Genomic DNA, 23,558 nt, shown 5'->3' with positions numbered 1-23,558 from the left:
CGCCGTTATCCGACGAGAATCGATGACGGGGGACGAGCCAGTCGCCGACGGGGCCGTCGGCGACGATATCGAGTATGGAATCGACGAGCAGCCGCCGCTCGGCGAATCGATCGTGCTGGGTATCCAGCACTATCTGACGATGGTGGGTGCGAACATCGCGGTACCGTTGATTCTGGCGAGGGCCATGGGAATGACGGACTATCCCGGCGTGACCGCGCGGTTCATCGGAACGTTCTTCGTCGTCTCCGGGATCGCGACACTGGCGCAGACGACGTTCGGCAACCGGTATCCGATCGTCCAGGGCGCGCCGTTCTCGATGCTCGCACCCGCGCTTGCGATCGTCGGCGTCGTTACCGCCGGCGGCGTCTCCGGGGGCGCGGGCTGGGAAGCCGCATTGCTGCAGTTACAGGGAGCGATCATCGTCGCTGCGGTCGTTGAGGTCGCGATGGGATACTTCGGGCTGGTCGGGAAACTCCGGCGGTTCCTCTCGCCGGTCGTCATCGCCCCGACGATCGCACTGATCGGGCTGTCGCTGTTCAGCGCACCGCAGATCACGACGCCCGATCAGAGCTGGTGGCTGCTCGGCCTCACGCTCGGCCTCATCCTGCTGTTCTCGCAGTATCTCGACGTCAAACACAGGGCGTTCCGTCTGTATCCAGTCATTCTGGCACTGGTCATCGCCTGGGTCGTCGCGGCGGCGCTCTCGGTCGCCGGCGTCATCGGGGGAAGCCATCCCGGCTTCGTCGACCTCGAGCAGGTCGCGGACACGCGACTGCTGTTGCCGATCTACCCCTTCCAGTGGGGCGTTCCGCAGGTGACGACCGCCTTCGTCATCGGGATGTTCGCCGGCGTGCTGGCCTCGATCGTCGAGAGCATCGGCGACTACTACGCGGTGGCCAACATCACTGGCTCGGGCGCGCCGAGCGGGAAACGGATCAACCACGGCATCGGCATGGAGGGGTTGATGAACATCTTCGCCGGCGTGATGGGAACCGGCGGTTCGACCTCCTACTCCGAGAACATCGGCGCGATCGGCCTGACCGGCGTCGCCTCGCGGTACGTCGTCCAGATCGGGGCCGTCGTCATGCTGTTCGTCGGCTTTATCGGCTACTTCGGCCAACTGATCGCGACGATCCCGGACCCGATCGTCGGCGGCCTCTTCATCGCCATGTTCGGCCAGATCGTCGCCGTCGGGGTCTCGAACCTCCGCCACGTCGATCTGGACTCCTCGCGCAACACGTTCGTCATCGGCTTTGCCCTCTTCGTCGGGCTGGCGATTCCGGCGTACATGGGCAACTTCGAGAGCACGCTCGCGTTCCGCGAGGCCGTCGGGCTCGAGGCGACAGTCGACTCGCTGGTCGGCACGGGCGGAGCGAGTGCGATCTGGATCGAAGCCGCCGCACAGGCCGTCGTCGACACCGTCTTCATCATCGGCTCGACCGGCATGGCCGTCGGCGGCCTCGCCGCGCTCGTGCTCGACAACACGATCCCCGGCTCCCGAGAGGAACGCGGGCTCGCGGAGTGGGACCGGCTCACCGAGGACGAGACCGATTTCGACTCGTTTTGGGACCGCTGGGTGCGGACCGAAACGGGTACCGAAGACTGACCGCGTCGCCGCTCGCGCGACCCCGATATTCTTTTGGCACCCTTGCAACACGTCGAACGCAACCCGGTATTGTAAGAGCGCGCGCGTTCCAGAGGGCGTATGGCGGAACTCGAACTCGCGGACGGGACCATCTGGTACGAGACGAGCGGTGACGGCCCGCCGCTGGTGTTCGTCCACGGCGGCTGGATGAACGGCCGGGCCTGGGACCCCCAGGTCGAACGCTTCGCCGACGACTACCGCGTCGTCACGCTCGACGTTCGGGGCCACGGCGAGACCGGCAGTACCGACCCGGACGAGTATTCGATCGGCCTCTTCACCGACGATCTCGAGGCCCTGCTGTCGGCGCTCGACCTCGAGCGGCCGACCCTCTGTGGCCTCTCGCTGGGCTCGATGGTCGTCCAGGAGTATCTGGACCGCCACCCGGACGATACGGCGGGCGCGATCCTCGGCGGCGCAGTGCGGTCGATGCCACCGATCGAGTTGCCAGCGGGACTGAAGTCGTTCTGGTCGCCGCTACCGGCGCTGTCGCTGTCGCTGTCGGTCTCGGGCTCGAAAGGGACGTTCCGGTCGATGCTGTCCTCGATTCAGGCGACGACCGGCCAGCGGTGGCTGGCAGTCGATCCCGCGGTCAGAGCCGAGGCGATCGAAGCGGTCGGCGACATCCCGTCGACCGAATTCCGGAAGATCTTCGACGCGCTTTATCGGTACGACCCGCCGGCGCTGACCGGTGTCGAAACGCCGACGCTCGTTGTTCACGGCGAACAGGAAGCGCCGCTGGTCAAGCGACAGGGCCGGCAGATCGCCGCGGCGGTCGCCGACGGCGACCAGCGGGAACTCGCCGGCTCCGGCCATCTCGTCAATCAGGACCGGCCGCTGGCGTTCAACGCGATCGCGGCCGACTTCCTCGACCGGCTCCCCGCGGCCTAGCTCCGGTCGCGCCGCCGCGAGGGAACGCTGCCCGGCGTTACGGGACGGTTCGGATCGGCCTCCTCGGGTGTTCGACGCTGAATCAGTCACCGCTCGAGAGAGCTCCCGTTGGTCGCCCAACATGCTTTGGCGACACGCCAAAGACGGGGACCGTACTAGCTGTACGCGGAATCGACCCCCGTCGATCGGGACGGTCCCAGATTCACACCTATGAGTAGCCAATGTCCGGACACCGACAGCGCCACCGCCACGCCAGCGGCCGAACAGTGGACCAGCATCTCGAAACACGTCGTCAATAGCTATCTCGAGGCGAACAACGCGCTCCTCGCCGCGATGGGGTTCAGTTCCGCGGGGACGGACGCGTCAGCGGCGGCCGAAACGACGACGCCGTCGCCGACCGCCGATGTCTCGTTCGGCGACGAAACCTGGGTCATGGAGCGCTCGACCGACGACTACGACTCGCTCGGCGTCGGCGACTACGTTCGGTTCAGCAAACTGATCGCGGATACCGACGTGACCGCGTTCGCACAGGTCTCCGGGGACACCAACCGACTCCACCTCGAATCGGACTTCGCCGAGGACACCCAGTTCGGCGGCCGGATCGCCCACGGCACGCTCGTCGCCGGAACGATCAGCGCCGCGCTGGCCCGACTCCCCGGCGTGACGGTCTACCTCTCCCAGACCCTCGAGTTTACGGGTCCGGTCCGAATCGGTGGGCGAGTCACGGCGGAGTGCGAGATCGTCGAGGACCTCGGTGGCGACCGCTATCGGTTGCATACGCGGGTCGTCGACGAGGCCGACGAGACGGTCATCGACGGCGAGGCAGTCGTCATCATCAACGAACTGCCCGAAACGTAAGGACAGGCGTTGGCTCGCCGTTTCCCGGGGTTAGCGGCTGCGACACGCATTGCGTCCGGTCTCTCGAGATGTCCCGCGACCGCGGCGCTTCGGTCCCGCCACTCCCTCGTGTCCGGGAGGACCGCAGCCCTATTACCGCTACGTCCGGTGTCGGATCATGACCAACCGGCTGCCGCCCCGGCCAACCCCGTCATCGGCCCACAGACTCACGATATCGACCGCGAAACCGGCATCGTCGCCACGACTGAGTAACTGGCCGCGGCCATCGAGGACGCGCTGGGCTGTCGCCCCCGACGACGCCGTGCTCGAGTCCCTCCTGCTCGAACTCGACCGCCACGGCTACGTCGACTGGATGACCGTCACCCGAACCGGAGCCCACGTCTGGGACTGCTCCGAATCCGCCGACCGCATCGGCGCGGCCATCGCAACGGCCGTCGCCGATCGACTCGCGTCGTGCTCGAAAAAGTCGACTACACGCCTAACAGCGTCTCGAGCGTCACGGCGACCACCCCTCGTTTGCGAAGGAAAACGCCCGACGTAACGGGTCCGCGAGTGGTTTCCGTCTTGTATCCGATTTAGACCCCTGATTTAGAACAGGCTGGAATGTCGGATAATGAGGTATACAGTACCGATACTGGCTGATTAAGATTAGTCCCGAAACGGGCAGGAACAGGATGGGCGCTACAGGATTTGAACCCGTGACAGCTTGGTCCGAAGCCAAGTACTCTGTCCAGACTGAGCTAAGCGCCCGCATCGTGTTGTTCCGGCCGGTTCCCTATAAGTCACTCGATTCGGACCAGTTTCGACAGGGAACGACACACACTGTCCGGCTGTTCTCAGCCGATGATAATTGGCGTCAGAGATCTTTGTTATGTAGTTCCAACGACTACGCGTGTCATGACGAACACCGACGCCACCGTTTCGGACGAGGCGCAGGCCGGCGCGACGCCCCTGGAGCTCCTCTCGGACGACGAGGGGAACTGGACGGCCGTGCCCGCGGACGCCAGCGGGGACGAGCAGGTGAGCAAGTGGCTCGAGGTCGAGGGCGACGTGCTCTGTGATCTCGAGGAGTGGCGCTGAAACGCCGGCAGGTGATGGCCGGTCGCGGCGGGCGGCCCACGCGAGCCGTGTTCTCGTCGCTGTTCGATCGGTCTCGAGCGTCGTGTGAACGCTGACCGTCCAAAGCCCACGACGGCGGACCGGACCGTTTAACCACCACGCATGATCAGTCCCGCGTATGACTGTCGGCGAGACGGGTCGCGGGATGCTCGAGTTGACGCGGCCGGTGAACGTGATCGCGGCGAGCGTGTTGACGTTTATCGGGGCCTTCGTTGCGGGCGGGGTGGGAGAGGAACCAGTGGCGGTCGTCGCGGCGGTCGCCGCCACGGGGTTGGCGGTCGGTGCCGGAAACGCGATCAACGACTACTTCGATCGGGAGATCGATCGGATCAACCAGCCCGAGCGGGCGATTCCCCGCGGTGCGGTAAGCCCGCGCGGTGCGCTCGTCTTTAGCGTCGTCCTCTTTGCCGGAGCGGTCGCGCTTGCGCTCACGCTGCCGGGGCTGGCGATCGCCATCGCGGCCGTCAACCTCCTCGCGCTGATCGCGTACACCGAGGTGTTCAAGGGGCTGCCCGGTCTCGGAAACGCGCTCGTGGCCTATCTGGTCGGAAGCACGTTTCTCTTCGGGGCCGCGGCGGTCGGCGAGATCGGCCCGGCGGTCGTCCTCTTCGTACTCGCGGGGACTGCGACGCTGACTCGGGAAATCATCAAAGATGTCGAGGACATCGAGGGGGACCGCGAGGAGGGATTGAACACGCTCCCGATCGCGATCGGGGAACGTCGCGCGCTCGGCGTGGCTGCCGTTCTCCTCGTCCTTGCGGTCGTTGCGAGCCCGGTCCCGTTCCTCCGCGGGGAGTTCGGCGTCGCCTACCTGCTGCTCGTCGTGCCGGCCGATGCCGTCATGCTCGCTGCGGCCTACGAGAGCTTCGAGGACCCGACCGTCGGACAATCCCGTCTCAAATACGGGATGTTCCTCGCCTCGCTGGCGTTTATCGTCGGCCGTGCCGCTCTCGAAGTGTCGCTAACGATGTAACATGAAAAATGACAGTGCCGACGAAAGACGGGTTCGCTCCGCCCACATCCGTGCTCGGTGTGTTTTATAATCAAAAGTACTATAAGCCGCTTTGCGTATTTCCATACAACGCGCCGGCTTTCGGAGTGGGCTGTGGTACCAGCTCGTCGCCACGGCGATGTGAGTATCCCGTATGTATGACCTCGCAGATGTCCTTCCGGACGCCGAACTCGAGCCGGGGACAAACGTACTCGTTGCGGGCCCGCCACTGACGGGGAAACGACGGATCGCGTTCGATATCCTCGGGAGCGGCGCAAACCGCGGTGACGGTTCGATCGTCGTCACCACGAAGGACAGCGCCGACAAGGTTCTCGGGAGCTTCGACGACCACGTCGCCGAGGGCGTCGAACCGGATATCGGAGTCGTCGACTGCGTCACGAAACAGCGCGGCATCGGAACGACGGACGACGATCCGCGAATCAAGTACGCCTCCTCGCCCGTCGACATGACCGGCATCGGGATCAAGCTCTCGGAGTTCCTCCAGGAGTTCTACGAGACTCGCGGCCACACCGAAAACCGCGTCCTCCTCCACTCCGTCTCGACGCTGCTGATGTACTCCGACCTCCAGACCGTCTTCCGGTTCCTCCACGTGTTTACCGGCCGTATTCAGAGCGCCGATGCGCTCGGCATCTACGTCATCGACTCGACGTCTCACGACGATCAGACGATGAACACGCTCAAACAGCTTTTCGATGCCGTCATCGAACTCGAGGAGACGGCCGACGGCGACGAGCCCGCAATCCGGACCGCCGGCCTGTCGACGTAAGATCTGAGACGGGAGTCCACGGCCATGCGATCCCGTTCGCACCCCGAGACGTTTAGTCCTCGAGCCCGTACGCCCGCGTATGCCAGTCGAATCCGCGGCGGAGATAGCGGACATCCTCGAGTACGAAACGGTCGCCGTCGTCGGCTGCTCGAGCACGCCCGGGAAGGCGGCCCACGACGTACCGAAGTACCTGCTCGATCACGGCTACGACGTGATCCCGGTCAACCCCTACGCGGACGAGATTTTCGGCCGCGAGGCCAACGACTCGCTGGCCGATGTCGAGGCGGCGATCGACGTGGTCTGTATCTTCCGGCCCAGCGAGGAGGTCAGCGGGATCGTCGACGAGGCCCTCGAGCGCGATGACGTGGCGGTCATCTGGACCCAACAGGGGATTCGCGACGACGAGGCGGCGGCCCGCGCGGAGACCGAGGGTCGGACTGTCGTCCAAGACCGGTGTATGAAAGTCCAACACCGGCGGCTCGTCGCCTAGACGGGTGGTCGGCACCCGGCCGACGGTCGCCCGGTGACTCTACGACGACCACTCCTCGAACGAACGATAGATGCCCTTCGAGAGGTAGCGTTCGCTCGAGTCCGGGAACAGCGTGACGACCGTCTCGTGGGGGACATCGAGGTCGCCATCGTCGATCCGGCGGGCGACTCGTTTCGCGGCCACACTCGCGGCACCTGCGCTCGAGGCGACGAGATGGCCCTCCTCGCGAGCGAGGCGTTTGAGTTCGTCGTGAGCGTCCCGGTCCGGGATGGCGTCGACGTCGTCGACCAGTTCCGGGTCGAACAGTTCGTTGGTCTCGGTATCGTGCGTGCCGATCCCTTCGGTCTTGTACTCGTCCTCGTCGCGGCCGTCACCGATGAGTTCGCCGTAGACGGACCCCTCGGGCTCGACGGCGACGACGTGGGTCTCGGGGTCCTGTTCGAGGGCGTAGCGGGCGATCCCCATGAGAGTGCCAGCGGTCCCACAGCCGGCGACGACCGCTCCCACCTCTCCGTCCAGCGCGTCGAAGATTTCGGGAGCCGTCAGTTCGTAGTGTGCCTCGGTGTTCAGCGGGTTCGAGAACTGCTGGGGAACGGCCGCGTTATCGAGTTCCGACGCGAGTTCGTGTGCGCGCTCGATCGCGCGATCCATCCCGTCTTCGGTGGGGGTGTTGATGACCTCGCCGCCGAGTGCCGACATCAACTGCTGTTTCTCGAGACTGAACCGCTCGGGGACGACGAAGATCGCATCCAGTCCCAGTTGTCCGGCCGCGACCGCCAGCCCGATACCCGTGTTACCGGCCGTCGGCTCGATAATCGTCCCGCCCGGCGAGACATCGCCGCGCTCGAGCATCCGTTCGAGCATGTACTGTCCGATCCGGTCTTTGATGCTCGCGCCGGGGTTGAACGACTCGAGTTTCGCGTAGATCGGTACGTCCGTGGGGCCGTCCTGGAGCCGAACAAGCGGCGTTCGGCCGATCGTCTCGAGCACCGAGTCCACCGGCTCGTCGTGGGTCGTCATCGATTCGGCAAAAGTTGCCCGCGTTGTTAGGCTTTTCGCAGCGGGAAATTCGGGGACACAACCGGGGTCGGACGGCGCTCGACGCGGTGCGAACGCTATTCGGCTGTGGCGTCGGTCGCCCCGTCTTCGGCGGCCGCCGACCCGTCGTCGGGCTCGGTTTCGCCGTCGCGTTCGGCGTCCTCGATCGCTGCGTCGGCCAAAATCTGCTCGCCGTCGAGACCCTGCTCGTCGGCGATCGCGAGCAAGAGCGCGCGTTGCTCGGTGAGTTGGTGGTCCATGCGCGTGACCGTGGTGTGGGTTTCGTCCATCTCCTCTTCCAGTCCCGTGATCCGCTGCTGGAGTTTCTTTACCTGCTTGTACATCGCTTCGGCCCGATCCGAAAGGGTCTGAATCTTCTTCGCAGTGCTGCCGAGTCCCATGGAGAGACAATGTGTCGACGTACTAATGGGCCTTTTCCTCCACCGCCCTCGAGTCGGAGCGGGCGCGAGCGACTTCGACGAGGGTCTCGAGGGTGCCGGGACCGAGACTGAGGCGGAGTAAGCGGCCGACACGCAACCGTGTGGCGATCACTCGCAGTATTCGGTCAGCGTCGGGAACTCGACGGCCCGCCGCTCGTTCACGTTCCCCCGTGCCGTCGGGCGATCCGAGAGGCGAAAGGCCCTTAAGTCATAACCGTCTACCATGGAGTGGACTAGGTCGGGCAGTTTGGCCCTGCTCGTTACCCGCGCTATGGTCATTAGCGGGGACCGAACACCGCGGGCGTCCGGTCAGACCGACCGGGGCCTCGGGAGCCAACAGAGAAGCCTCGTCCGTCGGGGACAGCGGTCCACGATGGCCGTCCGCAGGGACGACCCACCGTGGTTAGTCGGCGACAGCCCATCAGGCGCGGAAGCGAGCAGTGGACCGCCGGACACCTGTCGCTCGACGGGTCGCGGGGTGGAGAAGGCAACCGAGATTCCCCCGGTCGGAACGCCGGGCAACCGCGGTCGTCCGCATTCATACCACATTTCACTCTGCGCGAGCGGCAGCGCTACGCGCTTGCTCGCTCGATGAGAGTTTGATCAAAAGCGCTCTTCCTGCCGTTCGTTGCCCTGCCAGTCCTCACTCACCGTCGCCGTCAGCCCGCTCGCTCCCGCCGGTCGCTCGCGGTTGAGTACGGGCATAGCCTGCCCTCCCCCGGTTCGCACTGCTCTCACTGTCGTTCGAGCCGTGTTCCCGGCCAGCGATTGAGCGTCCCGATCTTCGAATCTTAGCACAACAGTCGGAGTCGAACCTGCTACTATTGCAGGCCGGAACCAATCCTTCAATGGCAGTTGGAGGATCGACGGCCGTTCCACTGCATTCGTCGTATGCGCCCTTCTGAGCGGTTGTGCAGTGCTCGAGTCCTCCGAACCCGAAGATGGGAGACAGTAACGACTCGAACGACTCTGGGTCGTGGTGGTACGGCGCAGCCTCGCGAACTGCGAGTTACTACGAGGCCGAGCGACAACTCGTGTTATCGACCTCGACGACAGCGGCACCGAACGAATCGCGGAGCGAGAAGCCCACGCCCTCGCAGTCGAGGCGAACAATGAGACCGTCGAACAGACACTGGGCTCGATACGGAGTACGACTCCCCGTTCGAGGAGCGTGCCAGGAGTTCGACGGCGAGCGCATCGTCATGACCGAGCGCTTCGAGTCAGTCACGTTCGATGCCGATTCGGCGATGATCCGTTCGTGTTCGATCCGCCGAAAAACGCAGCGATCGAAAAGTCGACCGCCGTCAACGAACCGATCCGGCGGTCCCTGCGAGGCGCGTTATTCGGCCGGCTGCACGACGCCTTGGCCACTCTCGAGGGAGAGACCGCCCTCGAGCGTGCGAACGGGGTAGGGGATGTCGATCCCCTCCTCGTCGAAGCGCTGTTTGACCGCGGTAACGTACTCGCCTCGCGTCCGGACGAAGTCGGCGCGGGACGGGTTCGAGATCCAGAACCGCGACTGGAGGCCCACGTCGGAGTTGCCGAGTTCCGTCAGTCGTACCGACGGTTCAGGGTCGTCCATGATGTCGGGGTGGCGCGTGGCTTCCTCGACGATGATCTCGGTCGCCCGTTCGATGTCGTCGTCGTAGCCGATCCCGAAGACGAACTTCAGCCGCAGCTTGTCGGCGTCGACGGGGTTTTTGAGGACGCCGTCGGTGAGCGCCGAGTTGGGAACGGTCAGCAGTTCGTTGTCGAACGTTCTGACGCGGGTCACGCGGAGGCTGATGTCCTCGACGGTGCCCGAATAGGTGCCGTCGTCCCACTCGATCCAGTCGCCGATACGGAACGGCTTGTCGGTGTAGATGAACACGCCGGCGACGAAATTCGAGATCACGTCCTGCATCGCGAGCCCGATGGCGAGCGCCCCGGCCGCCGCGATGCCGGCCATCGAGACGAGGAAGTTCCCGTAGTCGGCGAACCCGAAGGCGACCGCGACGGCACCGAAGCCGATGCCGAACCGTGTCAGCATCAACAGCGGATTCTGGGCGTGCTCGTCGATCTCATGTCGGTCGAGCGCTCGGCGAACGAGCGGCAGGAGGACGATTCGGCCGACGAGCCAGATCGCGACGAGCGCCATGACGAACTTGATCGCGCTCTCCGCCGCGGCGGCCTGTGCGGCGGTGAGCCCGAACCCGTCGAGTCTGCGACCGATCGGTCCGAGGGCCTGTCCCGGGAGCAGTTCGACCCAGCCGCTCATCGATGGAGGACTGCCGTGTGACCGCGCGTCTCGATCAGTTCGGCGTTCACGCGGTCGGCGAGATCAGCCGCCTTCTCCTCGGTCGAACTCCCCGCACGAGCGGCGCGGAGGAATTTGACCTTCACGAGGTCCCGATTCGAGAGTTGATCGTCGAGTTCGTCGACGACGGCGTCGACGCCGCTCTTGCCGACCCAGACGGTCACGTCGAGATCGTGTGCTCGCTGCTTGAGTTCCTGTGTATCCATGGCCTCGAGTAACGAACCGAGGCGCTTCAATCTTCTCGATTCGGTAGCGACCGGAGAACCGGGCGGTCGGGACCGACCTCGAGCGTGGAACGGCGATCACCCTTCGTAGGGATACCGGGCGTGTGCACCGCAGTCGCAGGTGATTACGACGTGGCCGTCCCGGACTCTCACCCGGGCGTTCTTCCCCGGGCGAAGGTACGCGTCACACCGGTCACAGGTAAACTGGCGAAACGCCCGCGGCAGCGTCAACCGGTTTCGCTCCGCGACCCGCCGCGCGAGCCGAACGTAGTATCGAGCCCGGTCGTCCGCGCCGTCCGCCGCCGCCGCTCGAGCCAGACTGTGCAGACGCTCGATCCGTTCGGCGGCGATATCCATACCCGCCTTTTCGTCGGTCGGCCTATTGATGTTGCGCTCCGACGACGGGATGAGAGTGCGACCCCTCGCGGACGGCCCGCGAGTGAATCCCACGGCTGTGGCGACTGTGCTGTTGATTGAAAAGATTCTTTACTCACCCTCGTGTTCGATGGAGTACGCAATATTGTTATATATCAGATGAGATTGGGTGTTACATAACAGTATGAATTGGAATTCCTCCCCGCCCGACGACGGCGTGAGCAGACGGTCGTTTCTGGCCGCCGGCGTAACCGGTGCGACCCTCGCGACGAGCGGCTGTATCGACCGCGTCCAGAGCGTCGTCGATCAGGGCGGCGACGAGCAGTTTTCGCTGTCGATCACGACGGTCCCCGCGGACGCGGATCGGCAAAACGTCCGGATCGCCCGTCGGCTCGAGGCGAGCCTCGAGAAGGTCGGTATCGACGTCTCGCTCGACATGCGATCGCAGTCCGAACTACTGGAAGCTGTCCTGATCGAGCACGATTTCGATTGCTACATTGGCCGTCATCCCGCCGACTACGATCCCGACTTCCTCTACGAAGCCCTTCACTCCACGTACGCAAACGAGGCCGGCTGGCAGAACCCCTTCGGGTTCACCAACATGGCCTTCGATACGCATCTCGAGCACCAGCGTCGAACCGACGGCGACGAGCGCAAGCGACACGTCGAGGCCGTCCTGACGGGATTGGCACGGGCGAAGCCTTTCGACCCGATCTGTATCCCCGAAGAGCACCGCGTCGCTCAAGCGAATCGGTTCGACGGCTGGGACGAGGGCCACCTCGCGACTCGCCACGGCTATCTCGGCCTCGAGCCGGCCGCGGGCGTCGACCGGTTGCACGCGCTCGTCACCGACAGTCGGATCACCCGAAATCTCAACCCGCTTTCGGCGACGTTCCGGAACCGCGGGACGACCATCGACCTGCTCTATGACTCCCTAGGGACCGAACACGGGGGCGACGTCCAACCGTGGCTCGCCGAGTCGTGGGACATCGCGGAGACGACGGCGGAGTCGGACTCCGAGACGGCGGACGAAGAGACGACGCGAACGGCCACGATCACGCTCCGAGAGGGGTGTCACTTCCACGACGGGGAGCCCGTGACCGCCGCGGATGTCGCCTTCACGTATAAATTCCTCAACGATACGTCGTGGGGACGAGCACCGGTTCGGTCGCCGGCACCGCGGTATCGGGGCCGGGCAGACGTAATCGAAGCCGTGAGCGTCGACGGGGACTACGAGGTCACGATCACCGCGTCGGGCGGTCGGGAGGCCGTCAAGCGGGCGTTTACCGTACCGGTCTTGCCCAGACACGTCTGGCTCGAGTTGCTCGATCAGTACGCCACGGGCGACGATTTCACCGCACCGCAGGGGCGGTGGGCAGTCGTCTCGGGTAACAACATCCCGCCGGTCGGGAGCGGCCCCTTCGAGTTCGAGAGTCGGTCCGAAGACGAGTCGCTCGTCCTCAAACGATTCGAGGACCACTTCACGCTTCGGGACGGCGTCGACCTCCCCGAGCCGACGGTCGACGAGGTGCAGTTCTCCGTCGATCCGTCGAGCAACTCGTCGATCACTCGCATCGAAGACGGCGGCGCGGACGTCACGGCGACGATGCTCAGTCCGCATTCGTTGCCGACGATTCCGGACTCGTCGGACCTCGAACGGCTCCGCTCCCCATCGCGGACGTTCTATCATCTCGGGTTCAACGTCCGGAACGCACCCTTCAGCAATCCACACGTTCGCAGGGCGGTCACACAACTGATCGACAAGGAAGGGATCGTAACGGACGTGTTCTACGGGAACGCAACGCCCGTGGCAACGCCGGTCAGCGACGAGTGGGTCCCGGAGCGACTCCAGTGGAGTGGCGACGATCCAGTAACGCCGTTTGCCGGCGCTGACGGCGATCTCAACGTCGAAGCCGCGAAAGTGGCCTTCGAACGAGCCGGGTTCCGATACGATGATAACGGGCGACTGCTTGGGGGCTATTAGGAGCGATGCTCGCCGAGGTGCTGATTCAGCTCGTCGTCGTAGTCGGGATTCTCCTCCCGGTCTCGATCGCTCTCTTCGTCGGTCGTGAGCGCCTCGTACGGACACGATCGGAGTGGCGGACTCGCCTCAAAACGGCAGCACCGACGATCGCCGTCTTGCTCGTGGTCTTGCTGATCAATCGCTTTGCCAGACAGCGTGCACCGCGTCTCTCGCGGGAGATCGGGTTTCACCTCACCGCGAGCTTTTACAACATCGAGGGGGAGTTCATCCTGCTCTTCCAGTCGATCGCAACGCCGGAGACGACGGCGTATTTCTCGTCGATCTACGTGTACGGCTACGTCTTCCTGATCGTCTTCCCGGTTCTGGCGTACTTCACGCTGCCGGACACGCGGATGTTCCGCCGGCTGTTAACGGCGTACGCGCTCAACTACGTGATCGGACTCGTCCTCTACATCTTCGTCATCGCGTACGGCCCTCGAAACGTGATGCCGGCCGACGTGGCGGCAACGATGCTGTTCGAGAACAATCCGCAGTACCAGTACCTCACCCGCGAGGTCAACAGCAACACCAACGTCTTCCCATCGCTTCATACATCGCTCTCGGCGACCGTCGCCACGTTCGCTGCGATAACGCGCTCGACGTTTCCGAAGTGGTTCCCCGTCGCGGTCGCGCTGGCGGCCAGCGTCGCGATTTCGACGATGTTCCTCGGCATCCACTGGGGGATCGACGTCGTCGCGGGAATGCTGCTTGCAGCGCTCTGTGTCGTTCTCTCCGACCGACTCGTCGGTCGCTGGGCGGTCTCGGAACTCCTCGGCGAGCGACTCGAGCGGTTCGAGGACCGGATACCGTGGCTGGAACGAAGCGAATAACGACGAGTCACACGTCCGGCCGGTGACCGTGTGCCGGGAGCCACGGCACAGCCCTGACCCGTCCGGTACTGCGATCACGGCGGTCGCGTGCTGTTGGAGGAGCACAATACTGTTATAAGGTGGCTCGTCAACTATGATAGACGAACGAAATGAACAGGAGACGGACCGCTCCAAATCGAGAGCGCCGCGGCGGCGACAGCAAGTCGCTCAGTCGGCGAGCCATGTTGGCGACGGCCGCGGGACTGACGGTCTCGAGCAGCGGCTGTCTTCGTCGGGTCCGGAACATCGTCAGAACGGACGACATCCAACAGCTCTCCGTGACGATCACGACGGTCCCCGCGGACGCGGACAGACAGGCCATCCGCATCGCGCGGCATCTCGAGGAAAACCTCAGGGCCGTCGGAATCGACGTGTCCCTCGACCTTCGCTCCGACATCGAGTTCCGCCGAGCGGTACTGTACGACCACGAGTTCGAGATCTGTGTCGGCCACCATCCGGGCGGGACCGATCCCGACTTCCTCTACGAGGCGTTGTACTCGCGGTATATCGACGAGTCCGGGTGGCAGAACCCGTTCGGATTCACCGACCGGAACATCGACACCCACCTCGTGGCGCAGCGAACCGCCGAGGGCGACGCGCGCCGCAAGGCGGTCACGGCGATGCTCGAGGCGATCGCGACCGAGCAGCCGTTCGTCCCGCTCTGTGTCCCCGAAGAGCATCGGGTCGTCAGGACGGACCGGTTCGACGGCTGGGATGAGGGTCACCCCGCGACTCGCCACGGCTATCTCGGCCTCGAGCCGGCCGCGGGCGTCGATACGCTTCGATTGGCCCATCTCGACGGCAGGCTCACGGAGAACTGCAATCCGATCGCGACCGACTATCGTGATCGTGGCACGATCACGGATCTGCTGTACGACTCGCTGGCGACCAAGAACGGCGACGGCCCTATCGAACCCTGGCTCGCCGAATCATGGGCGTGGAACGATCGGACCGTCGACATCACCCTTCGGGACGGTTGCGAGTTCCACGACGGGGAGCCGGTGACCGCCGACGACGTCGAGTTCACGTATCGGTTCCTCCAGGATACCTCGCTTGGCAACCACGGCACGCCCTCGCCGGCTCCCCTGTATCGGGGTCAGGTCGACGCCGTCGAGTCGGTCGAGAGTCGCACCGACCACCGCGTCGAACTCTCGGTCGAAACGTCGCCGGCGGTCGGTGCGCGCGCGCTTCTCGTCCCGATACTTCCCGCCCACCACTGGCGCGATCGGGCGGTCGACGTCGTTGGACCCGGCGGCCCCAGCGTCGCCCAGGGAACGACGGAGGCCGTCGCCACGAACAACATCCCGCCGATCGGGAGCGGCCCCTTCCAGTTCGGCGGGCGAACCGAGGGTGCCCAGCTGGTCCTCGAGCGGTTCGACGATCACTTCACGCGTCGCCCGGGGGTCGATCTCCCGGCACCGACCGTCGACGAGTGTCGTATCGACATCCACCCGAGCGGCGACACGGCGGCACAGGTCGTCGCGAACGGCGACGCCGACGCGACGAGCCTCCCGCTCGGCGCGGCCGATATCGACGGCGTCGAGACCCCCGCCGGAGTGGCGATGCGCGACGCGTCGCCGTGGACGTTCTACTGTCTCGGATTCAACACCCGCGACGCGCCGTTTAGCAACTACCGGTTTCGGCGGCTGCTCGCGCAGTTAGTCGACAAAGAGTGGCTCGTCGACGAGGTGTTCCACGGGCACGCCCGTCCCATCGCGACCCCGGTCACCGACGACTGGGTCCCCGAGAGCCTCGAGTGGCATGGCACCGATCCCGAAACACCGTTCCTGGGCTCGGAGGGCGAGGTCGATGTCGACGCGGCGAAGGCCGCGTTCGAAACCGCCGGCTTCCGATACGACGATTACGGCCGGCTTCGGGTTAGACAGTAACCAACCGATCACCGCGCTCGAGACGGAACGGGTGCGCCGCGGCTGGTCGACTCGGCGTGGAGACAAAAACGAGACGAACGGCCGTTACCGTTAGTCCTCGAGTGCGTCCGCAATGCGCTTCAGTGCGCGGGTTTGGTCACGGAGTTCGTCGCGCATCTGTCGGACCTCGCGGACGAGTTCCTCGTTGCTCTCGTCCTGACCGCCAGCGCCCGGCCCGCCGGGACCGGCACCGGGGCCGGGGCCGCCACCGCCCATCATGCCGCCCATCATCTGCGCGAACGGGTTGCCGCCCATGCCACCGGGGCCGCCGGGACCGCCACCGCCGCCGCCGAACGGGCTTTCGGGTGGCTCACCCTCGCCGTCGCCTTCCTCGGCTCGCTTTTCGCGAATCTCCTCGACGCGTTCGCGGAAGGATTTCTCCTCGCTGTCCTCGCCTGCATCTCCGTCAGGGGAGTCGTTTTCGTCCGTCATACCATCGGATTCCGGTGCGTGAGGGAAAAGGGTTGCCATGTTTCGAATGCCCGCACCGACCGGCTTCCCGATTCCGCGATCGCCCGGCGAGCAATGCCTGCATAAAACCGACCCGAGACGAACCGGTAGCTGGCGTATGGACGATAATCGTTCCCACCACCCCCCGATTAGCGGAGGCCTCGAGAGCCGATGGGATCACGACTGCGAAGCAACCCCGACTGGAAGCGGCGTCGCCGGGTCGGAGCGAACGGAGCAGCGTGAATCGGTGGCCGCGGGGCCGGGGTCGCTGCCCGGTCTCGAAACGGAACGTGAACGCGCGTATCCCCACTGTGTCTACCAGCCGGACGGTGACGGCGGCTGGAGCGTCACGATGCCGATCAATATGCACGTCACCGCCCCGGGTGAGCAACGGGCGCTCGCCGCGATCGACGCCGAACTGGTCGGCCTCGAGAACCCGCGCTGGACCCGCGTTCTTCCGGACGCACCGATCGCAGCGTGGGACAGCGACGACGACCAACTCGTTGCTCCGGACCGCTCGGTTCGCCGGCCGCGGCTGGGCGACGCGTGGACGCACGTCCACGTCTGGGAACTCGACGCGGATCGAGTGGCGCTCCACGCACACCTGGACGTCATCGACCTCGAGTACGCGTATTTGCACCGCGGCGACGGCTATCACGTTGCCACGCGGCGGGTCCGCGAGCACCTTTCGGGAAGTAACTGGCGACGGGAAACGCCCTACCGTATCGAGTACGGCATCGAGGCGGAAACCCGAGCGGACTGGGGTCCGACGGGGGATACGAAACTCGAGTACGCCCCCGACTGATCGGGCCACGCACGGCCGTCGAGTCGCCGAAACGGCGCTCCGAGTGCGCCGCCGAGCGAGCGTTAGCCGAAGGAGCCGAGCGATGACTGAAGGCTCCGGTCCGGCCTGCCCGTCTCGAGGTCGTAGCCGACCAGATCGCGCATGTCGACGGCATAGGTCGTCCCGCCGTTCACGAGGACCAGCAGTCGACCTTTGACGCCGACGACGGTCCCCGAGGCGATCGTCTCGCGGACCGGGCGGGTCTCGAGGGTCATCCCGTAGTCGAACTCGAACCGGTCGATCACGTCGAACTCCCGGAGAGCAGCCGCCCAGGCGGTTTCGTCGACCGCGGCCGCGAGCGCGGCGACCTTCGGCCCGGTTCGAACGCGGTCGACGAGCCGGGTCGCGATGTCGGCCTCGAGCTCGCGGGCGACCCGACCGTTCGAGACGGTGTGAACGTGGGCCGCGCGGTCGGCTCCCTGCTCGCGCAGGCGGGTCTCGAGCCGTCGGCGTTTCGTGACGCCGACCTTGAACGTCTCCGGGGCGAAGGCCGCGATGTAGACCGCGTGTTCCTCGTCACAGTCCATCTCGTCTTTCAGGCAGGTCCCGGTACAGCGCGCACAGACCCACGTGTTCGTGTGGTAGTCGCAGTAGGGTGCCGACGGCCGGTCACAGGAGACGTGGGTGCCGTCGGCGACGGCACCGGCACAGTGGCGGTCACCGAGCGCGTACGCGAGGTCGTCGCCGGCCGCGAGCGGACGGCGGTCGACGTCGCCGCTGCCGTCGCTGAGCAGCAGCGCCGAGCCCCGTCCGCTCGGTTCGTAGCCGACCAGTTGCACGGACTCGAGTTGGAACCCGACTCAAATAGACGTAGCGCTCTCGGGACGGACCTACTCCGTTCGGGTTTCGGCGTCAGGGGTGTATTTCCCGTCGCTCCCATCGCATACATACTGCTACGACGGTGACGGACGTCGGTCGTGCCGTATTCACGCCAACTTATGCAAAATATATAATATCTTGTGGCAGGTCGGGAGTGATCCTCTCGGAGCGATGAAAGACACACACTCCAACGGACGAGCGGATTCGATGGCGAACGATCGGCGAGCGGTTCTGCGGACGATCGGGCTGGCTGCGACATCGACCGGTCTCGTCGGCACGGCGGCCGCGGGTTCCGAGTCGGACGACGCAACCGATGCCGGACGCGACGGGACGGCCGACGCCCTCGTCGCGCTCACTCACGGCGTCGCGACCGGTGACGTCACGGCGACGACGGCGACGGTCTGGGGGCGGACGGCGGACGATGCGACCATCCATGTCGCATACGGTCATGCCGAGTCGTTCGACGACATCGGCTACGATCGGACGACGGTCGACGCCGAGACCGATCACACCGGCCACGTTCGACTCGAGGGACTCGAGCCCGGAACCCGGTATCGGTACCACGTCTGGGCAACGCGCTCCGAGACGACGTATCGACCGTTTCGCGGCGGGAACGTCGCCCGAGGAGGGCATTTCGAGAGCGGACCCGGGACCGAGCACTCGAACCGAAGCGATCGCGGGTCGGATGGAACCGACACCGCGGGTCACGACCCTCGAGAGAATCCGGGGGCGAGCCGTTCGGGCGACGACCCCCCGGCCGGTGGTGACGTGACCGGCGACCTGCTCCCCGACGCGATCGAACGCGGGATCTTCGTCACGGCACCGGCCCCCGACGACGATGCGAGCGTTACGTTCGCCTGGAGCGGCGACACGTGGGGGTACGGCGACGACCCGGTCGAGCCGCCGTTCCCGGGACTGCAGGCCATTGCAGACCGCAAGCCGGACTTCTTCCTCTATCACGGCGATACCATCTACGCCGATGCGGAGACGCCGGCCGGGACGATCACCAGGCAGACCCCGCTCGACGATGCCCTCGAGATCTATCGGGCCAAGTACAAGGAAATGCGCGATCCGCCCGCGGAGGTCGCAGATCGGACGGGTTTACGCGAGTTGCTCGAGACGACATCAGTGTACACTGTCTGGGACGACCACGAGGTCGTCAACAACTTCGCGGGACCGATCGAGCCGCTGATGCCCGAGGGACGACGGGCCTTTCGCGAGTACTGGCCGCTCGATCGAGACGACGGGGCCGAACCCGGCGAGTCGAATCAGTTCTACGACTCGTTCCGCTGGGGGAGCCACGTCGAGTTGTTCCTCATCGACACTCGCCAGTACCGCGATCCGAACGTCAAACTCGAGTCGAAGACGCTGCTCGGCGCGACACAACTCGAGTGGCTGAAAGACGCGCTCGCCGACTCCGAGGCGACGTGGAAGGTCCTCGCCTCGCCGGCCCCGCTGGGATATCCGTCGGACTCGTGGGTGACGCCGGCCGATCGAACCGGCTACGAGGCGGAACTGCTCGACCTGCTCGAGTTCGTTCGGACGGAACCGATCTCGAACCTCGTCGTCGTCGCCGGCGACGTCCACAAGTCGGTCGTGGGGGCGTTCGATCCGGACGACGACGGCGAGTTCGAGTTCGTCGAGGCCATCGCGGGTCCATTGGGTGCGCCCGCGGGTGAGCCCGACGACCTGTATCCGCCGTTGAACCCGACGGAGTTCTTCGCCAAGGGCGAATACGCGAACTTCGGCACCGTCGACGTCGACGAATCAGGCGAGACCCTGACGATCGGCATCTACGACGAACAGGGGACTGAACAGTTCACCGAAACGTTCCGCGCTGCCGATATCGACGCCGGTACCGGACCTGAGCCGCCCGAGCGCATCGAAAGCACGTTCGACGAGGACGACGACGGCTGGCTCATCTCGCAGAACGGCGGGAGCGACCGTCCCGTGTACCACGAGAGCGGCGGCACCCCCGGCGGACACGTGAGCGACGAGGAGAACCAGGGCGGCATCGCCTGGTACTATCAGGCTCCGTTCAAGTTCCTCGGCGACCGCGAGGCGTTCTACGGCGGCTCCCTCTCCTTCGACCTCCGGCAGGCCCGGGCTGACCGCCAGTTCGACGCCGAACCCGTCGAGGGCGGGGACGTGCTGCTCGCGGGCGGCGGCGCGAAACTCGTCTACGAGTTCCGCGGCCCCGAGCGCACACCGGGGACGGAATGGACCAGCTTCGAGGTGCCGCTGTCGGCCGATGCGACCTGGATCGATCTGACGAGCCAGGAACCGCTCGCGACCGAGGAACGGTTCCGAGCGGTCCTCGGAACCCTCGAGACCCTCCGAATCCGCGGCGAGTATCGGTCCGGCGACGATACGAGTTTCCTCGACAACGTCGTCCTCTCGAAGTAACGCGCCACCGCGATCGAGCGCGGGCCACGGAGAAGACCTATGCGTCACGGGGCCAAACCCCCCGTTCATGACCCTCGAGGGTGCACTCGAGACGACGGCGGACGGAGCCAGAGACGCTGTACTGTTCGTGTTTACCGTCACCAATACCGGCGATGAGCCCGTCGAGCTCGCGTTTACGGACGGCTGTAAGGCGGAGTTCGTGCTCGTCGACGACGGAAACGAGGTCTGGCGGTTCAGCGACGGACGCATGTTCGCGCAGGTACTCAGTTCGGCTGAACTCGATCCCGGCGAAACAACGACTTACGAGGCGGAGTGGTCCGACCCCGACCCGGGCGAGTACACTGCGATCGCGACGTTGCAGGCTCGGAAGCGGGACTGCGAGGCGACGACCACGGTCACCGTCGTGGAATGAGCGGCCGGGACACGCCGGTCGGAACGACGACTGCGGCTCGCATTGGTTCGTCTTTACGGAATCAGTTTTAGAGAAACAAAAACTCTGTTTCAGCCGTCGAAGAGGAACTATTGTGCTTCTCCATAGGGTATATACCGGCCCCGTCCGAACGGTCGATCATGCAAGCGCTGGTCATCGCGGCACACGGATCGCATCTGAATCCGGATGCTTCGGACCCGACCTACGCCCACGCGGACACGATCCGCGAGACGGGCGCGTTCGACGAGGTCCGCGAAGCGTTCTGGAAGGAGGAACCCCACTTCCGCGAGGTGATCCGAACGCTCGAGTCCGACGAGGTGTTCGTCGTTCCCCTCTTTATCAGCGAGGGGTACTTCACCGAACAGGTCATCCCGCGAGAGCTCCGGCTCGACGACTGGGACCCAGACAAATGGGAGTCAGACGGGACCAGCGCCTCCCAGGCCACGCTCGAGGCGACTGACGTCGGGAAGACCATCCACTACTGCGGGCCGGTCGGGACTCACGACGCGATGACGGACGTGATCGTCCAGCGGGCCGAAACCGCGATGGAGGACCCTAACGTCGGGGATGGCGTCGGTCTCTCGGTCGTCGGCCACGGCACCGAGCGCAACGAGAACTCCGCGAAGGCCATCGAGTACCACAGCGACCGTATCGCCGAGCGCAACCGCTTCGACGAGGTGAAGGCGCTGTTCATGGACGAGGAACCGGAGGTCGACGACGTCACTGACTACTTCGAGAGCGACGACATCGTCGTCGTACCCCTCTTCATCGCCGACGGCTACCACACGCAGGAGGACATCCCCGAGGACATGGGTCTGACCGAGGACTATCGGCTCGGCTGGGACGTCCCGGCCGCGGTCGACGGCCACCGCATCTGGTACACCGGTGCCGTCGGGACCGAAGACCTGATGGCCGACGTCGTCCTCGAGCGGGCGGCCGACGCCGGGGCCGACATCGGCGATGCCCGCGAGGCGGTCCGCCGACTGGCCGCCTCGGCCGCCGAGGCCGGAACTGACTCGAGCCCGGAGCCGAACGCGGGCGCAGGCGCGGGTGACTGACGTGTCGGTGGCGACCGACGATATCGAGGCGCTGCTCGAACGCGCGTCCGACGGCGTCGCGTTCGACGGCCTGCACGTCACGGAAACGGACGGCGAGTACGCACTCGAGACGCCGGGCAACGAGTGGACCGGTCTCGACGACGCCGCGCTCCGGCGGGCGCTCGACTCCGTGGCGGCGTACGTCACGAACTGGCGCTACTGGCAGGAGACAGTCGGCGGCGAGGGGACTGCCCGCCGGGCCTTCCTCCGGTGGTGCGAGCGCGCGCCGCTGGCGGACGCCGACCCGGACGCGGCTCCGACCGGTCCCCGGACCGGCGGAGCCGACGACGCGGACGACCGCCCGGGTGCACTCGGCGTCACCGACCGGTACGACGCGCTCCGCGACGGCATCGACCGCGAGTGGGGGCAGCTCTCTATTACGGCCCGCTTCGTCGATATCGACGCTCCCGACGGCGAGCGCGTCTACGATCTCTGGCACGTCGAGGACGCCGGCAGGGATCTCGCCGACCTCGAGATTCACGACGACCCACGCGACGCACGCGAACTCGCGACGTACGACGAGGACGGCCGCTACCGCCCACTGAAGACCGCGCCGACGCTGCCCGGTGGCTGGGCCTTTACCGGCCTCTCGGGCGCGGAACTCGTCGAGACGGTCGAGTTCTTCTATCCCGCGACGGTCGCCAACTGGCACCGCGAACTGCGCGGGAACCTGGACGTCGACCACTGGCTCGAGACCGCCGAGCGACAGACGGGCATCTACGACGTGATCGACGAACTCCCCCGCGAGGCCGTCGAATGGATGACCGAGGCCTGCTGTGTGGATTCCCAGTGTCTCCGCCGCCGGGAGTGGCAGTACGAGGCGGGCGACGACCTCGCCGTCGACGGCGGCGACGGACCGTTCCCCTGTCGCGAGCCGTGTTCACTCGTCGTCGCCGCCGCCCGCAAGTGGGCCACCCTCGAGTCCGAGGACGAGCACACCTACGAACTCGAGTTGACGACGAGCGAACTGAACCAACTCGAGGAACTCATCGATGCAGTCGCGGAGGGCCGTACCGACGAGATCCGTGAGGCCGATGTCTACGACGGCGCGAACCGCTACCGGGCGCGATATCTCCGCGCCAAACGGTTCGACGACGAGGGCGATCTCGAGGCGACACGGGTCGACGACTGACGACCGATCGGTGCCACCGCGCCTCCGACTCCGGTTCTCGTCCGCCGGCCACGAACGTCATTTCACGTCCGGGAGCCGGCGAGTTACTGTCCCAGCAAGAACAGCGCCACGAGAACGCCGCCGCCGACGATTCCCAGGCCGGCGGTCGCGACGGGACCGCCGATCATCGCCGTCGTCAGCCCCGCGACGCCGACCGCGACCGCGCCGAGTGCGAGGACGACGAGCGTCGCCGGCTCGACCGCAGTCACAGCGGCACACCGGTCGACGGCTCGGTCGAACGCCGTCGGCTCGGGGTCCGATCGCGCGGGTTCGGCGAGGGATTCGTCGACGTCGACGCCCGGCGGCCCGGGCTCGACGGTGACGGCGATCGAGACCGATTCGGAACCGTAGCCGGTCAGCACCTCGAGAC

At 65.7% G+C, this 23,558-nt stretch carries 24 protein-coding genes, 1 tRNA gene and 1 other RNA gene; 17 read left to right on the top strand and 9 right to left on the bottom strand.

All coding sequences use genetic code 11. The features are described from left to right. Positions 1-22: 22 nt before the first annotated feature. The 3 genes from C487_RS14240 (at position 23) to C487_RS14230 (ending at position 3,391) form a co-directional block, all read left to right on the top strand. Positions 23-1,606, top strand: coding sequence for a uracil-xanthine permease family protein (locus C487_RS14240; RefSeq protein WP_006186505.1), 1,584 nt, complete (start codon positions 23-25; stop codon positions 1,604-1,606). Positions 1,607-1,705: 99 nt separating this feature from the next. Further along, the gene (locus C487_RS14235; RefSeq protein WP_006186503.1) at positions 1,706-2,533 is read left to right on the top strand and encodes an alpha/beta fold hydrolase; all 828 of its coding nucleotides are present in this window, start codon (positions 1,706-1,708) and stop codon (positions 2,531-2,533) included. Positions 2,534-2,743: 210 nt separating this feature from the next. Then, entirely contained in the window at positions 2,744-3,391 is a 648-nt protein-coding gene (locus tag C487_RS14230; RefSeq protein WP_006186502.1) for a MaoC family dehydratase, read from the top strand. A 675-nt stretch (positions 3,392-4,066) separates the two neighbouring features. Here C487_RS14230 and C487_RS14220 read toward each other — a convergent pair. Further along, positions 4,067-4,141 (bottom strand) — tRNA-Arg (locus C487_RS14220). A 147-nt stretch (positions 4,142-4,288) separates the two neighbouring features. Between C487_RS14220 and C487_RS14215 the strand changes: the two genes are divergently transcribed. From C487_RS14215 to C487_RS14200, 4 genes are all read left to right on the top strand, one after another. Continuing rightward, positions 4,289-4,471, top strand: a complete 183-nt coding sequence (locus C487_RS14215; protein WP_006186500.1) for a DUF7511 domain-containing protein — start codon at positions 4,289-4,291, stop codon at positions 4,469-4,471. 157 nt (positions 4,472-4,628) lie between these two features. Continuing rightward, the gene (locus C487_RS14210) at positions 4,629-5,483 is read left to right on the top strand and encodes a geranylgeranylglycerol-phosphate geranylgeranyltransferase (protein ID WP_006186499.1); all 855 of its coding nucleotides are present in this window, start codon (positions 4,629-4,631) and stop codon (positions 5,481-5,483) included. 172 nt (positions 5,484-5,655) lie between these two features. After that, positions 5,656-6,288, top strand: coding sequence for an RAD55 family ATPase (locus tag C487_RS14205; RefSeq protein WP_006186498.1), 633 nt, complete (start codon positions 5,656-5,658; stop codon positions 6,286-6,288). A gap of 79 nt (positions 6,289-6,367) precedes the next feature. Next, positions 6,368-6,778, top strand: coding sequence for a CoA-binding protein (locus C487_RS14200; RefSeq protein WP_006186496.1), 411 nt, complete (start codon positions 6,368-6,370; stop codon positions 6,776-6,778). A gap of 39 nt (positions 6,779-6,817) precedes the next feature. Here the strand turns inward: C487_RS14200 and C487_RS14195 are convergent, their stop codons facing one another. After that, positions 6,818-7,798 (bottom strand): PLP-dependent cysteine synthase family protein, encoded by a 981-nt coding sequence (locus tag C487_RS14195; RefSeq protein ID WP_006186495.1) that lies wholly within the window; start codon positions 7,796-7,798, stop codon positions 6,818-6,820. A gap of 95 nt (positions 7,799-7,893) precedes the next feature. Next, positions 7,894-8,217: a DUF5798 family protein gene (locus C487_RS14190; RefSeq protein WP_006186494.1), complete on the bottom strand. Its 324-nt coding sequence runs from the start codon at positions 8,215-8,217 to the stop codon at positions 7,894-7,896. On the opposite strand from C487_RS14190, the gene C487_RS21730 reads away from it, so the two are divergent. Beyond that, entirely contained in the window at positions 8,216-8,338 is a 123-nt protein-coding gene (locus C487_RS21730) for a hypothetical protein (RefSeq protein ID WP_275039947.1), read from the top strand. The genes C487_RS14190 and C487_RS21730 overlap by 2 nt on opposite strands. A gap of 144 nt (positions 8,339-8,482) precedes the next feature. Next, positions 8,483-8,794: signal recognition particle sRNA (gene ffs, locus C487_RS19725), an RNA gene on the top strand. Between the two features lie 801 nt (positions 8,795-9,595). Here ffs and C487_RS14180 read toward each other — a convergent pair. The 3 genes from C487_RS14180 to C487_RS14170 form a co-directional block, all read right to left on the bottom strand. Beyond that, on the bottom strand, positions 9,596-10,513 hold the full coding sequence (locus tag C487_RS14180; RefSeq protein WP_006186492.1) for a mechanosensitive ion channel family protein: 918 nt from the start codon (positions 10,511-10,513) through the stop codon (positions 9,596-9,598). Further along, a complete protein-coding gene (locus C487_RS14175) occupies positions 10,510-10,758 on the bottom strand; it encodes a YhbY family RNA-binding protein (protein ID WP_006186491.1) in 249 nt (82 codons plus the stop codon). Before C487_RS14175 ends, C487_RS14180 begins: the two co-directional genes overlap by 4 nt. 96 nt (positions 10,759-10,854) lie before the next feature. After that, on the bottom strand, positions 10,855-11,133 hold the full coding sequence (locus tag C487_RS14170) for a ribonuclease P protein component 4 (protein ID WP_006186489.1): 279 nt from the start codon (positions 11,131-11,133) through the stop codon (positions 10,855-10,857). Positions 11,134-11,335: 202 nt separating this feature from the next. On the opposite strand from C487_RS14170, the gene C487_RS14165 reads away from it, so the two are divergent. From C487_RS14165 to C487_RS14155, 3 genes are all read left to right on the top strand, one after another. Then, positions 11,336-13,135: an ABC transporter substrate-binding protein gene (locus C487_RS14165; RefSeq protein ID WP_241431094.1), complete on the top strand. Its 1,800-nt coding sequence runs from the start codon at positions 11,336-11,338 to the stop codon at positions 13,133-13,135. 5 nt (positions 13,136-13,140) lie between these two features. Then, on the top strand, positions 13,141-14,004 hold the full coding sequence (locus tag C487_RS14160; protein WP_006186487.1) for a phosphatase PAP2 family protein: 864 nt from the start codon (positions 13,141-13,143) through the stop codon (positions 14,002-14,004). 221 nt (positions 14,005-14,225) lie between these two features. Beyond that, complete coding sequence (locus tag C487_RS14155) at positions 14,226-15,932, top strand: ABC transporter substrate-binding protein (RefSeq protein ID WP_006186486.1); 1,707 nt, start codon at positions 14,226-14,228, stop codon at positions 15,930-15,932. Between the two features lie 90 nt (positions 15,933-16,022). On the opposite strand, the gene C487_RS14150 is transcribed toward C487_RS14155, so the two are convergent. Next, positions 16,023-16,403, bottom strand: coding sequence for a hypothetical protein (locus C487_RS14150; RefSeq protein ID WP_006186485.1), 381 nt, complete (start codon positions 16,401-16,403; stop codon positions 16,023-16,025). A 136-nt stretch (positions 16,404-16,539) separates the two neighbouring features. Here C487_RS14150 and C487_RS14145 point away from each other — a divergent pair, with 136 nt between their 5' ends. Next, on the top strand, positions 16,540-17,226 hold the full coding sequence (locus C487_RS14145) for a hypothetical protein (RefSeq protein ID WP_006186484.1): 687 nt from the start codon (positions 16,540-16,542) through the stop codon (positions 17,224-17,226). Positions 17,227-17,288: 62 nt separating this feature from the next. Here the strand turns inward: C487_RS14145 and C487_RS14140 are convergent, their stop codons facing one another. Continuing rightward, positions 17,289-18,044: a DUF2797 domain-containing protein gene (locus tag C487_RS14140; protein WP_006186483.1), complete on the bottom strand. Its 756-nt coding sequence runs from the start codon at positions 18,042-18,044 to the stop codon at positions 17,289-17,291. 211 nt (positions 18,045-18,255) lie between these two features. Here C487_RS14140 and C487_RS14135 point away from each other — a divergent pair, with 211 nt between their 5' ends. The 4 genes from C487_RS14135 to C487_RS14120 all read left to right on the top strand — a co-directional run bounded on the left by C487_RS14135 (position 18,256) and on the right by C487_RS14120 (position 23,149). Then, positions 18,256-20,490, top strand: coding sequence for an alkaline phosphatase D family protein (locus C487_RS14135; RefSeq protein ID WP_006186482.1), 2,235 nt, complete (start codon positions 18,256-18,258; stop codon positions 20,488-20,490). Positions 20,491-20,557: 67 nt separating this feature from the next. Then, positions 20,558-20,902: a BsuPI-related putative proteinase inhibitor gene (locus C487_RS14130; protein WP_006186481.1), complete on the top strand. Its 345-nt coding sequence runs from the start codon at positions 20,558-20,560 to the stop codon at positions 20,900-20,902. Between the two features lie 158 nt (positions 20,903-21,060). Next, positions 21,061-21,978: a CbiX/SirB N-terminal domain-containing protein gene (locus C487_RS14125; RefSeq protein WP_006186480.1), complete on the top strand. Its 918-nt coding sequence runs from the start codon at positions 21,061-21,063 to the stop codon at positions 21,976-21,978. Between the two features lies 1 nt (position 21,979). Then, positions 21,980-23,149 carry a DR2241 family protein gene (locus C487_RS14120; RefSeq protein WP_049908170.1) on the top strand — a complete coding sequence of 390 codons (1,170 nt, stop codon included), beginning with the start codon at positions 21,980-21,982 and terminating at the stop codon, positions 23,147-23,149. Between the two features lie 83 nt (positions 23,150-23,232). Here the strand turns inward: C487_RS14120 and C487_RS14115 are convergent. Continuing rightward, a partial coding sequence (locus C487_RS14115; protein ID WP_006186478.1) for a DUF7524 family protein occupies positions 23,233-23,558 on the bottom strand: 326 nt, incomplete at its 5' end.

Origin of the sequence: Natrinema pallidum DSM 3751 (assembly GCF_000337615.1) — an archaeon.
Taxonomy (GTDB): Archaea; Halobacteriota; Halobacteria; order Halobacteriales; family Natrialbaceae; genus Natrinema; species Natrinema pallidum.
Note: the sequence above shows the minus strand (reverse complement) of the source record. Positions and strands in the feature narration are given on the sequence as shown.

What these genes read in the sequence shown, in the direction of transcription:
- C487_RS14240 (WP_006186505.1), top strand. Translation starts at nt 23, where the DNA reads ATGACGGGGGACGAGCCAGTCGCCGACGGGGCCGTCGGCGACGATATC.
- C487_RS14235 (WP_006186503.1), top strand. Translation starts at nt 1,706, where the DNA reads ATGGCGGAACTCGAACTCGCGGACGGGACCATCTGGTACGAGACGAGC.
- C487_RS14230 (WP_006186502.1), top strand. Translation starts at nt 2,744, where the DNA reads ATGAGTAGCCAATGTCCGGACACCGACAGCGCCACCGCCACGCCAGCG.
- C487_RS14215 (WP_006186500.1), top strand. Translation starts at nt 4,289, where the DNA reads ATGACGAACACCGACGCCACCGTTTCGGACGAGGCGCAGGCCGGCGCG.
- C487_RS14210 (WP_006186499.1), top strand. Translation starts at nt 4,629, where the DNA reads ATGACTGTCGGCGAGACGGGTCGCGGGATGCTCGAGTTGACGCGGCCG.
- C487_RS14205 (WP_006186498.1), top strand. Translation starts at nt 5,656, where the DNA reads ATGTATGACCTCGCAGATGTCCTTCCGGACGCCGAACTCGAGCCGGGG.
- C487_RS14200 (WP_006186496.1), top strand. Translation starts at nt 6,368, where the DNA reads ATGCCAGTCGAATCCGCGGCGGAGATAGCGGACATCCTCGAGTACGAA.
- C487_RS14195 (WP_006186495.1), bottom strand. Translation starts at nt 7,798, where the DNA reads ATGACGACCCACGACGAGCCGGTGGACTCGGTGCTCGAGACGATCGGC.
- C487_RS21730 (WP_275039947.1), top strand. Translation starts at nt 8,216, where the DNA reads ATGGAGAGACAATGTGTCGACGTACTAATGGGCCTTTTCCTCCACCGC.
- C487_RS14190 (WP_006186494.1), bottom strand. Translation starts at nt 8,217, where the DNA reads ATGGGACTCGGCAGCACTGCGAAGAAGATTCAGACCCTTTCGGATCGG.
- C487_RS14180 (WP_006186492.1), bottom strand. Translation starts at nt 10,513, where the DNA reads ATGAGCGGCTGGGTCGAACTGCTCCCGGGACAGGCCCTCGGACCGATC.
- C487_RS14175 (WP_006186491.1), bottom strand. Translation starts at nt 10,758, where the DNA reads ATGGATACACAGGAACTCAAGCAGCGAGCACACGATCTCGACGTGACC.
- C487_RS14170 (WP_006186489.1), bottom strand. Translation starts at nt 11,133, where the DNA reads ATGGATATCGCCGCCGAACGGATCGAGCGTCTGCACAGTCTGGCTCGA.
- C487_RS14165 (WP_241431094.1), top strand. Translation starts at nt 11,336, where the DNA reads ATGAATTGGAATTCCTCCCCGCCCGACGACGGCGTGAGCAGACGGTCG.
- C487_RS14160 (WP_006186487.1), top strand. Translation starts at nt 13,141, where the DNA reads ATGCTCGCCGAGGTGCTGATTCAGCTCGTCGTCGTAGTCGGGATTCTC.
- C487_RS14155 (WP_006186486.1), top strand. Translation starts at nt 14,226, where the DNA reads ATGTTGGCGACGGCCGCGGGACTGACGGTCTCGAGCAGCGGCTGTCTT.
- C487_RS14150 (WP_006186485.1), bottom strand. Translation starts at nt 16,403, where the DNA reads ATGACGGACGAAAACGACTCCCCTGACGGAGATGCAGGCGAGGACAGC.
- C487_RS14145 (WP_006186484.1), top strand. Translation starts at nt 16,540, where the DNA reads ATGGACGATAATCGTTCCCACCACCCCCCGATTAGCGGAGGCCTCGAG.
- C487_RS14135 (WP_006186482.1), top strand. Translation starts at nt 18,256, where the DNA reads ATGAAAGACACACACTCCAACGGACGAGCGGATTCGATGGCGAACGAT.
- C487_RS14130 (WP_006186481.1), top strand. Translation starts at nt 20,558, where the DNA reads ATGACCCTCGAGGGTGCACTCGAGACGACGGCGGACGGAGCCAGAGAC.
- C487_RS14125 (WP_006186480.1), top strand. Translation starts at nt 21,061, where the DNA reads ATGCAAGCGCTGGTCATCGCGGCACACGGATCGCATCTGAATCCGGAT.